We start from the raw sequence: 15,856 nt of genomic DNA, 5'->3' as shown, positions 1-15,856 counted from the left end.
CCGCGCCCGCGCCGACGGCCGTCGCGCCCGTGGCCCCGGCCGCCGCGCCCGCCATGGTGCAGGTGCCGCAGGCCAGCACGACGCCCCCGGGCGACGCGTCCGGGCTGCAGGCGATCTTCGCGCAGCAGCTGGCCATCATGCAGAGCCAGCTGGCCATGCTCGGCGGCGCCGCGGCGCCCGCCGCCCTCCCCGCCGCCGCGCCCGCCCACGGCCGGAACGGCCACGGAGAGAACGGCGCGGCCGGCGGCGGAAACGGGCACCACGGGGAGAACGGCCACCGCGGCAACGGGCACCCCGCGCCCGTCCCCACGCCGCCCTCGCGGCTGGAGCGGGTGCAGACCGCGCTGGAGACGGCGGAGCCGGAAAAGCCCGCCTCGCACGGCCCGCACCGCCCGGTGAGCGCCACCATGGGGCTGGGCGGCGGCTACAACGAGCAGCAGAACGCGTACTTCGAGGCGCTGGTCCGGCGCTACACCCAGCGTACCCGCCGCTCGCGCGAGTACGCCGCGGAGCACCGCCCGCACCTGTCCGACAACCGCGCGTCGCTGGGCTTTCGCCTGGCCAACAAGGAGCTGATGTACCCCATCGTGGGCGAGCGCTCGGAGGGCACGCGCCTGTGGGACCTGGACGGGAACGAGTACGTGGACTGGACCCTGGGCTTCGGCGTCCACTTCTTTGGCCACCGGCCGCCGTTCATCGTGAAGGCGGTGGAGGAGTCGGTGCGCCGCGGCTTTCACACCGGCCCGCAGAGCGACCTGGCCGGCCCCACGGCCCGGCTGTTCAGCGAGGTCACGGGGATGGAGCGCGTCACCTTCTGCAACACGGGCAGCGAGGCGGTGATGACGGCGCTGCGCGTGGCGCGCGCCGTCACCGGCCGCGACAAGGTGATGCTGTTCGAGAACGCGTACCACGGCTGCTTCGACGGCATCCTGGCCCGCCCCGGCCCCGGCGGCCGGCCGCGCGCCATCGCCCCCGGCACTCCCCAGGGGATGGTGGACGACGTCGTCCTGTTTCCGTACGGGAGCGAGGAGGCGCTGGAGTACATGCGCGCCCACGGCCACGAGCTGGCCGCCGTGCTGGTGGAGCCCATCCAGAGCAACCACCCGTCGCTGCAGCCGCGCGAGTTCCTGCACCAGGCGCGGGCGCTGACGGAAAAGAGCGGCACGGCGCTCATCTTCGACGAGATGATCACCGGCCTGCGCATGGGGCCCAGGGGCGCCCAGGGCTTCTTCGGGGTCGAAGCCGACATGGGCACCTACGGCAAGATCATCGGCGGGGGGCTGCCGATCGGCGTGCTGGCGGGCAAGGCGCGCTTCATGGACGCCATCGACGGCGGGCAGTGGAGCTTTGGCGACGACAGCTACCCGGTCGTGGACCAGACCTTCTTCGCGGGCACCTTCTGCAAGCACCCGGCGGCCATGGCCGCCGCGCACGCCGTGCTGGTGCACCTCAGGGAAAAGGGCCAGGCGCTGTACGACGAGGTGAACCTGCGCGCCGCGCGCCTGGTGGCCTCGCTGCGCGCCGTGATCGAGGAGGAGGGCGCGCCCCTGCGCATCGTCCACGCGCACAGCAACTTCCGCTTCATCATCCGTCCCGGCGAGACGGCGGCGGAGCTGCTGCACTACCACATGCTGGAGCGGGGCGTGTACGTGTGGGAGCAGCGCGGCTGCTTTCTGAGCACCGTCCACACCGACCAGGACTGCGACGACCTGGTGCGCATCCTCCGCGAGAGCATCCACGCGCTGCGCGACGCCGGCTTCATGCCCCCGCGCCCCGACGGCGGCGCGCGCACGCCGCTGCCCGAGGGGATCACGCTGTTTCCCTCGGCCCAGGCCGGCCCGCGGGCGGTGCCGCTCACGCCGGCGCAGCGCCAGATCTGGGTGCACGCCCAGTTTGGCGACGACGCCTCGCGCGCCTACAACGAGCAGGTGGTGATCGGGCTGCGCGGCCGCCCCGACGCGGCCGCCCTGCGCGCCGCCGTGGCGGACCTGGTGGCGCATCACGAGTCGCTGCGCACCGTGTTCGTCTCGGACGAGGTGCAGCACGTGCTTCCCGCGCTGGCCCAGCTGCCGGTGTTCATCGACGACTCCGGCGCGCCGGCGGACCCGGCGCGCCTGGAGCGGGCCATGACCGACGCCGTGCGCGGGGTGTTCAACCTGGAGACGGGCCCGCTGTTCCGCGTCTACCTGCACGCCAACGGGCCGGAGAGCAGCGTGCTTCAGCTCGTGGTGCACCACATCGCGGCGGACGGGCTGTCGCTCGACATCCTGCAGCGCGACCTGGAGACCGCCTGCGCCGCGCGCGGCCAGGGGCGCGCCCCGGTCCTTCCCCCCGCCATGCAGTTCAGCGAGTTCGCGCGCCTCTACGACCAGTACGCGCGGACCTCGGCGGACCGCGAGGCGGAGTGGCTGGCGGGGTTCCAGGGCGCGCAGCCCACCCGGCTGCCGTACGACCACCCGCGCGCGGCCTTTCCCACCAACCGCGCCGGCCACGTCTCGCGGCCGCTGTCGTCCGCGCTGGCCGGGCGCATCCGCGAGCTGGGGCGCCGCCAGGGGACCACGCCGTTCATGACGCTGGCGGCGGGCGTGCTGGCCACCCTGCACCGGATGACGGGGCAGGACGACCTGATGATCGGCATCTCCTCTTCGGGGCGGCCCTTCGAGGGGGCTGGCTCGCTGGTGGGGCACTGCGTGGAGGTGCTCCCCATCCGCAGCCGCGTGGACGCGGATACCGGGACGCAGCGCTTTCTCAGGCAGGTGCGCGGCTGGCTGCTGGACGCGTACGAGAACGAGGTGCTCACCTGGGGCCGCCTGCACGAAAGGCTGGACCGCCCGCGTGATCCCGCCGCCGCGCCGCTGATCGCGGTGGAGATCAACATGGAGCCCGCGGCCTCGGTCGAGGCGGCGTCGCGTCCCACATTCGCCGGGATGGACCTGGTGCCCGTGAAGCGCCCGGGCGCGCAGTCCACCCGCTGGGACATCCACATCGACGCGGTGGACGGGGGCGACCTGATCGTCCTGCACACCATCTACAACGCCGACCTGCTGGAGCAGGCCACGGTGGAGGGCATCCTTTCCCACCTGGAGCGGGTGCTGGAGCAGATCACCGGCGACGACCTGCCGCTGGCGGCGCTGGAGCTGGGGGCGGGCGCGGAGACCGTCCAGGTGGACGCGTGCACTGCCACGGAATCCCCGGCGGACGCGTGCATCCACCGCCTGTTCGAGGCGCGGGCCGCCCGCACCCCCGCCGCCGTGGCGCTGGTGTGCGAGGACGAGTCCTTCACCTGCGAGGCGCTGAACGCGCGGGCCAACCGCCTGGCGCACCGCCTTCGCGCGCTGGGCGTGGGCCCCGACGTGCCCGTGGCGATGTGCTTCGAGCGCGGTGCGGAGATGATCGTGGCGCTGCTGGGCGTGCTCAAGGCCGGCGGCGCCTACGTGGCGCTGGACACCGCCCTTCCCGCCGAGCGGCTGGCCTTCATGCTGGCCGACTCCGGCGCGGCCGCGCTGGTCACCCGCCGCGCGCTGGCGGACCGCTTTTCCGCCGGCGTGCCGGTGATCTGCCTGGACGAGGCGGAGTCGCTGGCCGGCGAGAGCACGGAGAACCCGGCGGGCGGGGCGTCCGCCGGGCACCTGGCGTACCTGGTGTACACCTCCGGCAGCACCGGCACCCCCAAGGGCGTGGCGGTGGAGCACCGGCAGGTGGCCAACTACGTCCTTGGCCTCAAGGACCGCCTGGGGCTGGAGGAGGGGGCCAGCTTCGCCACCGTGTCGACGCTGTCCGCCGACCTGGGGAACACCGTGGTCTTTTCCGCGCTGGCGTGGGGCGGAACGCTGCACGTGCTGAGCGAGAAGCGGATCTTCAGCGGCGACGACGTGGCCGAGTACTTTGCCCGCCACGCCATCGACTGCCTGAAGATCACCCCCTCGCACCTGGCCGCGCTGCAGGCGGGCGGCGACCCGCGCCGGGTCATGCCGCGCCGCTGGCTGGTGCTGGGCGGCGAGGCCTCGCTGCTTCCCTGGGTGGACGAGCTGGTCAAGGCGTCTCCCTCCGTGGCCGTCTTCAACCACTACGGCCCTACGGAGACGACGATCGGCGCGCTGACCTACCGCGTCGCGGCGGATCGTCCCGACACGCGGTCGGGGACGCTGGTGCTGGGGCGCCCGCTCCCCAACTACCAGGTGTTCGTGGTGGATGCGGAGCTGCGCCCGGTGCCCGCGGGCGTCGCCGGTGAGCTGCTGATCGGCGGCGCCGGGGTGGCGCGCGGCTACCTGGGCCGGCCGGAGCTCACCGCCGAGCGCTTCGTCACCAGCTCCTTTGGCGAGGGCCGGCTGTACCGGACGGGCGACCGCTGCCGCGTGCTGCCGGACGGCAACGTGGAGTTCCTGGGCCGCATCGACGACCAGGTGAAGATCCGCGGCTTCCGTGTCGAGCCGGGCGAGATCGCCGCCGCGCTCCGCGGCGCCGAGGGCGTGGACGAGGCCGTGGTCGTCGCCCGCGAGGACGACGACGGCGAACTGCAGCTGGTGGCGTACGTGGTGGGTTCCGCGCAGGAGCGCGCGATGCGCGACCTGCTGCGGCAGACCCTTCCCGAGTACATGGTCCCGGCGGTCTTCGTTTCTCTGCAGAAGCTGCCGCTGAACGCCAACGGCAAGGTGGACCGCGCGGCGCTTCCCACGCCCGCGGCCGCCGCGCGGCAGACGCCCGACGCGCCGCTCACCCCGGTGGAACAGGTGCTGGCCGGCATCTTTTGCGACGTGCTGAAGGTGGAGCAGGTGGGCCTGCACGACGACTTCTTCGCGCTGGGCGGGCACTCGCTCAAGGCCACCCGCGTGGGCGCGAAGGCCAAGGCCGTGCTGGGCGTACGCCTGAGCCCGCGCGACCTGTTCCAGAACCCCACCGTCGCCGGGCTGGCCGCCCGCGTGGAGGCGATCCGCGCCGTAGCGGCCGGGGTCGAGGTGTCCGCCGCGCCCGCCGCCGCCGCCGAGGCGCCCGCCGCCGAAGCGTCCGTCACCGTCGAAGCGCCGGTCGAGGACTCGTACGTGGCGCCGCGCACCCCGGTGGAAGAGGTGCTGGCCGGGATCTTCGCCGACGTGCTCAAGGTGGAGCGCGTGAGCGTACACGACTCCTTCTTCGACCTGGGCGGGCACTCGCTCAAGGCCACCCGCGTGGGCGCCCGCGCCCGCGCCGTGCTGGGCGTGGCGCTCAAGCCGCGCGACCTGTTCGAGAGGGCCACGGTGGCCCGACTGGCCGAGCGGGTGGAGGAGATTCGCGCGGCGGCGGCGGGGGTGGAGCCGCCCGCGCCGCTGGCGGGTCCCGGCGAGGACGAGCCGGTGGTGGCCGACCGCTACGTGGGGCCGCGGACGCCGGTGGAGGAGGTGCTGGCCGGGATCTTCGCCGACGTGCTCAAGGTGGAGCGCGTGAGCGTGAACGACTCCTTCTTCGACCTGGGCGGGCACTCGCTCAAGGCCACCCGCGTGGGCGCGAAGGCCAAGGCGGTGCTGGGCACGGCCGTCCGTCCGCGCGACCTGTTCGAGTGCCCCACCGTGGCCGCCCTGGCGGAGCGGGTGGAGGCGATCCGCGCCAAGCAGCTGGGGCTGCTGCCCCCGGTGACGCCGGTGGAGCGCGCCCCCGAGATGCCGCTGTCGTTTGCCCAGGAGCGCCTGTGGTTCCTGGACCGCCTGCAGCCGGGGAACACCGTCTACAGCCGCCCGCTGGCCCTGCGGCTGCGCGGCGCGCTGAACGCGGATGCCCTGCGGCGCGCGCTGGGCGAGCTGGTGCGCCGCCACGAGGTGCTGCGCACCGTGTACGCCGAGCGCGACGGGGTGCCGGTGCAGATCGTCCGCCCCGCGGGCGAGTTCACCGTCCCCGTGACGGATCTGGAGGGGATGGACCCGGACGCGCGCGAGGCCGAGGCCCGGCGGCTGGTGGCCGCCGACGCGCTGCGCCCGTGGGACCTGGCCGCCGGCCCCGTGTTTCGCGCCGCGCTGCTGCGCCTGGCCCACGACGACCACGTTCTGCTCACCTCGCAGCACCACATCGCTCATGACGGGTGGAGCCTGGGCGTGATGTTCGGCGAGCTGCAGGCGCTGTACGGCGCGTTCGCCGAGGGCCGGACGCCGTCCCTTCCCGAGCTGAAGGTGCAGTACGCCGACTACGCGGCGTGGCAGCGCCGGCACGTGGCGGGTGAGGTGCTGGACCGGCAGGTGGCGTGGTGGAAGGAGCGGCTGCGGGGCGCGCCCGCGCTGCTGGAGCTGCCCACCGACTTTCCCCGCCCGGCGGTGCCCACGCACCGCGGCGCGGAGCAGGAGGCGGTGTTCGGCGCCGGCGTCCTGGCGCGGCTGAACGAGCTGGCCCGCGCGGAGGGGGCGACCCTGTACATGGTGCTGATGGCCGCCTTCCAGGTGCTGCTGGCCAAGTACGCCGGCACCGAGGACGTGGTGGTGGGCAGCCCCATCGCCGGCCGCACCAGCCCCGAGGTGGAGGGGCTGATCGGGTTCTTCGTCAACACGCTGGCGCTGCGCACCCGCCTGGACGGCGACCTCACCTTTCGCCAGCTGCTGGGCCGCGTGCGCGAAACCACGCTGGGCGCGTACGAGAACCAGGAGGTGCCGTTCGAAAAGCTGGTGGAGGTGCTGGCCCCCGAGCGCACGCTCAGCCATTCGCCCCTGTTCCAGGTGATGTTCACCCTGGCCAACGGCCGTGAAGGGGCGGGCACCGGCGGCGGCGTGGGGCTTCCCGGAGTGACGGCCGAGTACCTGAGCCAGGACACCGGCACCGTCAAGTTCGACCTGACCCTGCACTGTGCCGAGGCGGCGGGCGGGCTGCACGCCAGCCTGGGCTACAGCACCGAGCTGTTTCTCCCCGCCACGGCCGCCCGCATGCTGGACCACCTGGAGCGGGTGCTGGACCAGGTGTCGCGCGACGCCGACGTGCGCCTGTCGCGGCTGGGGCTGCTGGCCGACGCGGAGCGCGGGCTGGTGGTGGAGTCGTGGAACGCCACCGGCGCGCCGTACCCGCGCGAGTCGTGCGTCCACCAGCTGTTCGAGGCGCAGGCGGAGCGCACCCCGCAGGCGGTGGCGGTGAGCGCCGAGGGTGAGTCGCTGACGTACGCGGAGCTCAACGCGCGGGCCAACCGGCTCGCCCACCACCTGGTCGGCCTGGGCGCGGGGCCCGACGTGCGGGTGGGGGTGTGCATGGAGCGCGGGACGGAGATGGCGGTGGGGGTGCTGGCCGTCCTCAAGGCGGGCGGCGCCTACGTGCCGCTGGACCCCGACTACCCGGCCGACCGGCTGCGCCACATGGTGGAAGACTCCCGTCCCGCCGCGCTGCTGGCGTTCGGCGTCGCCGACGCGCTGATCGCCGGCCTCGTGGGCGAGAGCGGGATCCCCGTCGTCCGCCTGGAAACCGACGCGGAGGCGTGGGCCGGCCAGCCGGACAGCAACCCGGCGCGGGCGGACCTGCATCCCGACCACCTGGTCTACGTCATCTACACCTCCGGCAGCACCGGGCGGCCCAAGGGGGTAATGAACCACCACGGCTGCCTGGTGAACCGGGTCACCTGGGGCGCGCGCGCCTGGGGGCTCACGGCCGACGACGTGCTGCTGAGCAAGACGTCGCTCAGCTTCGACGGCCACATCCGCGAATTGTTCCTGCCCTGGAGCGTGGGCGCGCGGGTGGTGATGGCGCGGCCGGGCGGGCACCGCGACCCCGACTACCTGCTGGAGGTGATCCGGGCCCAGGGGGTGACCATGGTGAACATGAACGCCTCCATGCTGCTGGTGCTGCTGGAGAACCCGCGGCTGGAGCGGTGCGCGGGGCTGCGGCAGCTGCTCTCCGGCGGCGAGGCGCTGCCCGGCGCCGCGCTGCTGCGCTTTCGCGAGCGGCTGCCGGGGACCGTGCTGCACAACCTGTACGGACCCTCCGAGGCGGCCACCGCTATGATGGCGCCGCACTGCGGGCCCGGGCAGGCGCGCGCCGTCGTCCCCATCGGCCGGCCCACCGCCAACTCGCGCGTGTACCTGCTGGACCCCGCCGGCAACCCCGTCCCCGTGGGCGTGGTGGGCGAGCTGTACGTGGGCGGCGACAGCGTGTGCCGCGGCTACCTGGACCGCCCGGCGCTCACCGCCGAGCGCTTTGTCCCCGATCCGTTCGGGACCGGGCCGGGCGCCCGGCTGTACCGCACCGGCGACCTGGGCCGCTGGCTGGCGGACGGGATGATGGAGTTCCTGGGGCGCAACGACTTTCAGGTCAAGGTGCGCGGCTTCCGCATCGAGCTGGGCGAGGTGGAGGCGCGCCTGGCCGAGCATCCCCGGGTGCGCGAGGCGGCCGTGATGGCCCGCGCCGACGCCACCGGCGACAACCGGCTGATCGCCTGGTACACGGGCGACGAGACGGTCGACGTGGCCGCGCTGCGGGCGCACCTGGCCCAGCGGCTTCCCGACTACATGGTCCCCGCCGCGTTCGTGCGCATGGACCGCTTTCCGCTCACCCCCAGCGCCAAGCTGGACCGCGCGGCACTCCCGGAGCCGGAGGGCGACGCGTTCGCCACCCGCGTCTTCGAGGCGCCCGTGGGCGAAACCGAGACCGCCGTGGCCCGGGTGTGGGCCGGGGTGCTGGGGGTGGAGCGCGTGGGGCGCCGGGACCACTTCTTCGAGCTGGGCGGCCACTCGCTGCGCGCGGTGCAGGTGGTCTCCCGCATCCGCCAGGCGCTGGGGATCGACGCCGCGCTGGGCGACGTGTTCCTGCGCCCCGTGCTGGCCGACTTTGCCCGCGGGCTGCGTGCGGACGCGGGTGACGCGCCGCCGATGATCGAGCGCGTGTCGCGCGACGAGCCCCTGGCCGTCTCGTTCGCGCAGCAGCGGCTGTGGTTCCTGGAGCGGATGGGGAGCGTGGGCACCGCGTACAACGTCCCCCTGCGCCTGCGGCTGCGGGGGGTGCTGGACCGCGGCGCGCTGGTCCGGGCGCTGGACCGCGTCGTCCAGCGGCACGAGGCGCTGCGCACCGTGTTCGCCCAGGAAGAGGGCGAGCCGGTGCAGCGCATCCTCCCCCCGGCGGAGAGCGGCTTCGCCCTGGCCGAGCACGACCTGGCGGGCGACGCGGACGCCGCCGCCGCGCTGCACGAGCTGATGGCCGACGAGGCGGGCGCGCCGTTCGACCTGGAGCGCGGCCCCGTGATCCGCGGCCGGCTGGTGCGCATGGCGGCGGACGACCACGTGCTCCTGCTCACCCTGCACCACATCGCCTCCGACGCCTGGAGCGTGAGCGTGCTGGTGAACGAGCTGGGCGCGCTGTACGCCGCCTTTGCTACCGGGGCCGCCGATCCCCTGCCGCCCCTGCCGGTGCAGTACGCCGACTACGCGGCGTGGCAGCGGCGCTGGCTGGACCGCGACGTCCTGCAGGCGCAGGTGGACTACTGGAAGGGGGCGCTCTCCGGCGCGCCCGAGCTGCTGGAGCTTCCCACCGACCACGTTCGGCCGGCGCGGCAGGAGTTCTCCGGCGCCCGGGTGGAGATCGAGCTGGACGAGGCGCTTACGCGGGGGCTGCGGGCGCTTGCCCAGCGCCACGGCACCACGCTGTTCACCATCGTGATGGCGGCGTGGGCGGCGGTGCTGGGCCGGCTTTCCGGGCAGTCCGAGGTGGTGGTGGGCACGCCCTCCGCCAATCGCGGCCGCCCCGAGATCGAGGGGCTGATCGGCTTCTTCATCAACACCCTGGCGCTGCGGGTGGAGCTGGGCGGCGCGCCCACGGTGGCGCAGCTGCTGGAGCGGGTCAAGGCCCGCTCCATCCAGGCCCAACAGCACCAGGACATCCCCTTCGAGCGGGTGGTGGAGCTGGTGCAGCCCGCCCGCACCCTGGCGCACAGCCCGCTCGTTCAGGTGGTGCTGGCGTGGCAGAACACCCCCGGCGCCGCCCTGGACCTTCCCCGGCTCACCCTGGGCGAGGTTGACGCGGCCCCGCAGCTGACCGCCAAGTACGACCTGTCGCTGGGACTGCAGGAGCTCGACGGGCGGATCGTGGGCGGCGTGACCTACGCCACCTCGCTCTTCGAGAGCGCCACGGTGCAGCGGTGGATGGGGTACCTGCGCAACGTGCTGGCCGCCATGGCCGCGGACGACGCGCGGCCCGTGCACGCGCTGCCCATGCTGGACGAGGCGGAGCGCACGCTGCTGGTGGAAACGTGGAACCGCACGGCGCGCGAGTTTCCGCGGGACGTGTGCCTGCACGAGCTGTTCGCCGCCCGCGCGGCCGAGCACCCGGACGCCGTGGCGCTGGAGTGGGCGGGCGAGCGGCTGACGTACGCGCAGCTGGACGAGCGCGCCAACCGCCTGGCCAGCTTCCTGGTCCGCCATGGCGTCGGTCCGGACGCCCGCGTGGGCGTCCTGCTGGAGCGGGGCGCGGAGATGATCGTTTCCCTTCTCGCCATCCTCAAGGCGGGCGGCGCCTACTTCACCCTGGACCCGGCGTACCCGGCGGAGCGGCTGCGGCTGATGCTGGCCGACGCCGGCGCCCCCGTCGTCATCACCCGCGGCGACCTGGCCCGGGGGCTGGAGAGCGACGGGCTGCGCATCGTTTCGCTGGACGGCGAGGCAAAGGCGATCGCCCGCGCGTCGGCCAAGGCGCCCGCCAGCGGGGCCACGCCCGACAACCTGGCGTACGTGGTCTACACCTCCGGCTCCACCGGCACGCCCAAGGGGGTGATGGTGAGCCACCGCAACGTGGTGCAGCTGGTGGTGGGGACGGACTACGTGTCCTTTGGCCCCGGCGACCGCGTCGCCCAGGCCAGCAACGCCAGCTTCGACGCCATCGCGTTCGAAACCTGGGGCGCGCTGGTGAACGGCGCCACCCTGGTGGGCATCGGCCGCGACGTGCTGCTGTCGCCCTCCGCGCTGCGGTCGTTCCTGCGCGACGAGCGCATCACCACGCTCTACCAGACCACGGCGCTGCTCAACCAGCTGTCGCGCGAGCAGCCCGACATCTTCAGCACGCTGCGCGAGGTGCTGTTCGGCGGGCAGCAGGCCGACGCCGACGGCGTGCGGCGCGTGCTGGCGGGCGGAAAGCCCCGGCGCCTGCTGCACATGTACGGCCCCACCGAGACCACCGCGTGGTCGTCGTACGAGCAGCTGGAGCACCTGGCCGACGACGCGCTGACGGTTTCCGTGGGGCGCGCCACCGGCAACCAGCGGGTCTACCTGCTGGACGCGGCGCTGCAGCCGGTGCCCGTGGGCGTTCCCGGCGAGGCGTTCGTGGGTGGAGAGGGTGTGGTCCGCGGCTACCTGGACCGCCCGGCGCTCACCGCCGAGAAGTTCGTCCCCGATCCGTTCTCGTCCACCCCGGGCGCGCGGATGTACCGCACCGGCGACCGGCTGCGCTGGACGGCGGATGGCCGGCTGGAGTTCGTGGGCCGCATCGACGAGCAGGTCAAGATCCGTGGCTTCCGCATCGAGCCGGGCGAGGTGGAAAGCGCCCTGACCGCCCACGAGTGGGTGGACGAGGTGCGGGTGATCGTGCGCGAGGACCAGCCCGGCGAGCACCGGCTGGTGGCGTACGTGGTGGGCGAGGTGAACGCGCACGAGATGCGCGAGTTCCTGGCCTCGTCGCTGCCGGAGCACATGATCCCGTCCGCCTTCGTGGTCCTGGACCGGCTTCCCCTGACCCCCAACGGCAAGCTGGACGTCAAGGCGCTTCCCGCGCCGGAGCTGGCGTCGTCGTCGGCCGAGTACGTCGCGCCGCGCACGGAGGTCGAAGGGGCGCTGGCGGGGCTCTGGGCCGAGGTGCTGCGCGTGGAGCGGGTAGGGGTGACCGACGACTTCTTCGGGCTGGGCGGGCACTCGCTGCTCATCATGCGGCTCATCGCCCGCGTGCAGGACGCGTTCGGGCTGGAGCTGTCCATCCGCACCGTGTTCGCCACCCCCACGCTGGAGGGGATGGCCGCCGAGGTGGAGCGCAGGATCTACGAGGACATCCTGAGCATGGACGAGGCCCAGGCCGAGCAGCTGGTCTGAATGAACATGATCGAGAGAGACTTGAGCATGACTATGCGGGACATCGCCGCGCCGGCGTACCCGGAGCGCCCGTGCGGCGGCGAGGAAACGCGGACCCGGCCGGGGGCCGCCGCGGCGGGCGCCCGCCGTGCGGCGGGCGAGGAGGCGGCTTCGTGACCTCCGTCTCCCTCTCACGCTGGCGCGCGTACCTCGGTCTGCTCTGGAAGGCCGCCCCCGCGCGGACGACCGTTTTCGGGATCCTCGTCCTGGTGGCGGGACTCCTTCCCACGGGCGTCATCCTGGCCACGGGCGCCCTGATCCGGGCCATTCCCGGCGTGGTGGAGCACGGGCTGTCCGGCGCCGCCGGAACCTCCGCGCTCCTGGCTATGGCCGCGGTGGCGCTGGGCTCCGCCGCGTTGGCCGTGGGCGGCGCCCTGCTGGGGCAGCAGGCGGCCGTGCTGGACGCCGCGTTTGCCTTGGAGGTGCACTACACCGTGGCCCGCGTCACGCTGGAAACGCCGGGTGTGGCTACGCTGGAGGACCCCGCGTTCGCCGACGAACTGGAGGCGGTGCGCGACGCCGAGCGATTCGACGTGCTGCAGCGGCCGGTGACGCACCTGTACGGGGTGCTCACCAGCCGGCTGCGGGGGATCGGCGCCTTTGCCGTGCTGCTGGCCTTTGCCTGGTGGGCGCCGCTGGTGCTGGCGCTCGCCTGGCAGATCACCAACCGCATCTACCTCAACAAGATCGAGCGGGGCCCCGTCTCCGCCCCTCTGCGCCGCGCCGACTACCTGCGCTCGCTGGCCGTGGATCCCGCCGCCGCCAAGGAGCTGCGCATCTTTGGCCTGGCCGGGTGGAGCGTGCAGCAGTACGGCGACGCCTGGGTCGAGGCGCTGAGCGTGCTGTGGCGCAGCCGCAAGGCCGACCGGAGGCTCAACGGCGTCGCCATCGTGGCCCTGGGCGTGTCGCACGCGCTGGTGCTGGGCGCCCTGGGCCTGGCCGTCAGCCGCGGCGAGGTTGAACTGGCCGCGCTCTTCGTCTTCGTGCAGGCGGTGCTCGCCAACTCCGACCTGGGGCTGCTGGGCGACTCGCAGAACTGGACCGCGCAGGCGCTGCGCCTGGCCGAGCGGGTGACCACCCTGCGCGACCGCTTTCCCCTCCCCCCCGCCGCCCCCGTCGGCGACGGCGAGCCGGCGGGCGCGGGAAAGGCGGTGGCGGTAAAGCTGGAGGGTGTGCGCTTTACCTACCGCGGGCGCGAGATCCCCACCCTGGCGGGGCTGGACCTGGAGATCCCCGCGGGGCAGTCGCTGGCCATCGTGGGCGAGAACGGGGCGGGCAAAAGCACGCTCATCAAGCTCCTGTGCGGGCTGTACGAGCCGCAGGGGGGACGGGTCGTCGTAGACGGCACGCCGCCGCAGCGGGCGCGGGGACGCATTGCCGTCATCTTTCAGGACTTCGTGCGCTACCGGCTGCCCCTGCGCGAAAACGTGGGGTTTGGGCACCTGGCCCGTATGGACGACGCGGCGGCCCTGGACGCCGCGCTGGCCGACGCCGGCGCCGAGGCGCTGCTGGAGCGGCTGCCGAACGGGTGGGACACGGTGCTTTCCCGCGAGTTCGAGGGGGGTGTGGACCTGTCCGGCGGGCAGTGGCAGCGCATTGCCCTGGCCCGGGCGCTGGCCGCCGTGCGCGGCGGGGCGGGGCTGCTGATCCTGGACGAGCCCACCGCCAGCCTGGACGTGCGCGCCGAGACGGAGCTGTTCGAGCGGCTGCTGGAGCGTACGAAGGACGTGACCACCATCCTGGTGTCGCACCGGCTGTCCAGCGTGCGCCGCGCCGACCGCATCGTGGTGGTGGCCGGCGGACGCGTGGCGGAGGACGGCAGCCACGACGAGCTGATGGCCCTGGGCGGACGCTACGCCGAGATGTACACCCTGCAGGCCGAGCGCTTTGCCGAGGCCTCCGCCGGTGCCGGGGAGGTGGAGCATGGGTGAGCGCTGGCGCGCCATCGCCCTGCTGATCCGCATGGCGTGGCGGACGGACCGGTGGCGCTCGCTGGGGCTGCTGCTGGAGCCGGTGGGAATGCTCCGGTTTCCCCTCTTTGCCTGGTGCCTCAAGCTGATGGCCGACGGCGCCGCCAGCGGTGACCTGCGGCTGCTGGCCATCGGCGCCGGGGGGATCACCGCCACCCGCGTGCTCTGGTTCATGGGGATCTGGAGTGGCAGCTGGATCCGCATCGGACTCACCGAGCGGGTGGGGTTCGCCTTTGATCGCGAGATCGCGCGGCTGTTGGCCGAGCTCCCGGGGGTGGAGCACCACGAGCGCCCCGACATCCAGGACCGCCTGGAACTGCTGCGGCAGAAGCAGGGGGTGCTGGGCAAGTCGCTCAGTCACCTGATCAACGCCGCCAACGCGGTGGTGGCGGGGCTGGGCACCCTTGCGGCGCTGGCCCTGGCGACCCCCTGGCTGCTGCTGCTGGTGCCCTTTGCCCTGCCCATGCTCCCCCTTCGCGCGTTGCAGCAGCGGTGGTACCGCGACGCCGAAGACCGCTTTGCCGCGCCTACCCGCCGCGCCCGGCACCTGCGGACGCTCACGGTGGACCGCAACGCCGGAATGGAACTGCGGGTGTTCGGGCTGCAGGGGGAGATCCTGGCCCGCTTTCGCCAGGCCTGGGATGAGGCGTGGGACGGCATGCTGGCCGTGGACCGCCGCGCCGCCTGGGTGAACAGCGCCGGCGAGCTGCTGTTCATGGCCGGCTACGTGGGCGCGGTGGGGCTCATGCTCTGGCGCGCCGGACAGGGCCGCGCCACCGCGGGCGAGGTGGTGATGGTGGTGTACCTGGCCCAGCAGGTCCAGGGTGCGGTGATGTACCCCATCAGCCGCGTGGCGCGCATGGGCGAGTCGCTGCGCGCCGCCGGGCGGCTGCTCTGGCTGCAGGACTACGCGCGCGGCGCCGCCGGCCGCGGCGGCACCCGCCCGGCGCCCGCGCGGCTCACGGGGGAGATCGTCTTTGACCGCGTGTCGTTCCGCTACCCCGGGACGGAGCGGTGGGCGCTGCGCGACGTGTCGTTCCGCATTCCCGCCGGCGCCGTCGTGGCGCTGGTGGGCGAGAACGGCGCGGGCAAGACCACGGTGGTCAAGCTGCTCTGCCGGATGTACGAGCCCACCGAGGGACGCATCCTGGTGGACGGGACCGACCTGGCCGAGATCGGCGTGGAGGCGTGGCGCGAGCGGCTGTCGGCCGCCTTTCAGGACTTTGCCCGCTTCGAGTTCACCGCGCAGCACGCCGTGGGCGTGGGAGACCTGCCGCGGCTGGACGACCGCGGCGCCGTGCGCGGCGCCCTGGACCGTGCCGGCGCGGGCGACGTCTTGCAGAAGCTTCCCGGCGGGCTGGACGCGCAGCTGGGCGCGCGGTGGGAGGGGGGCGTGGACCTTTCCACCGGCCAGTGGCAAAAGCTGGCCCTGGGGCGCGCGCTCATGCGCCGCGACCCGCTGGTGGTGATCTTCGACGAGCCCACCGCCAGCCTGGACGCCCCCACCGAGCACGCGCTGTTCGAGCGCTACGTGCACGAGGCCCGCTCCGGCGCGGCCCGCGGCGCCGTGACGCTGCTGGTGACGCACCGCTTCAGCACCGTGCGGTCGGCCGACCTGATCCTGGTGATCGACCGCGGCACCGTGGCGGAGCTGGGCGGCCACGAGGACCTGCTGCTGAACGACGGCCTGTACGCCGAGCTGTACCTGATGCAGGCGCGCAGTTACGCGTAACGCGTCCACGGCCGCGGACCCCGCGGGCGCCGGACGGAAGGGCTCTTGATCCCGCGCCCACCCCGGTGTACGTCCGAAGCGGACCGCGGCGGCTGATCCGCCCCGGATGATAC

The 15,856-nt window shown here is 73.7% G+C and carries 4 protein-coding genes; all 4 read left to right on the top strand.

Going from position 1 to position 15,856, the window contains the following annotated elements:
• Positions 1-29 precede the first annotated feature (29 nt).
• From ACOJUJ_RS27135 to ACOJUJ_RS27120, 4 genes are read left to right on the top strand one after another with little or no spacing between them, the layout of a single operon-like run.
• Positions 30-12,002, top strand: coding sequence for an amino acid adenylation domain-containing protein (locus ACOJUJ_RS27135; RefSeq protein WP_420130066.1), 11,973 nt, complete (start codon positions 30-32; stop codon positions 12,000-12,002).
• A gap of 27 nt (positions 12,003-12,029) precedes the next feature.
• The gene (locus ACOJUJ_RS27130; protein ID WP_420130065.1) at positions 12,030-12,158 is read left to right on the top strand and encodes a hypothetical protein; all 129 of its coding nucleotides are present in this window, start codon (positions 12,030-12,032) and stop codon (positions 12,156-12,158) included.
• Positions 12,155-13,972, top strand: coding sequence for an ATP-binding cassette domain-containing protein (locus ACOJUJ_RS27125; RefSeq protein WP_420130064.1), 1,818 nt, complete (start codon positions 12,155-12,157; stop codon positions 13,970-13,972). Before ACOJUJ_RS27130 ends, ACOJUJ_RS27125 begins: the two co-directional genes overlap by 4 nt.
• Positions 13,965-15,743: an ABC transporter ATP-binding protein gene (locus ACOJUJ_RS27120; RefSeq protein ID WP_420130063.1), complete on the top strand. Its 1,779-nt coding sequence runs from the start codon at positions 13,965-13,967 to the stop codon at positions 15,741-15,743. Before ACOJUJ_RS27125 ends, ACOJUJ_RS27120 begins: the two co-directional genes overlap by 8 nt.
• Positions 15,744-15,856: the final 113 nt, after the last annotated feature.

This window comes from Longimicrobium sp., from assembly GCF_048594345.1.
Classification (GTDB): domain Bacteria; phylum Gemmatimonadota; class Gemmatimonadetes; order Longimicrobiales; family Longimicrobiaceae; genus Longimicrobium.
This window is presented reverse-complemented; position numbering and strand designations above follow the sequence as displayed.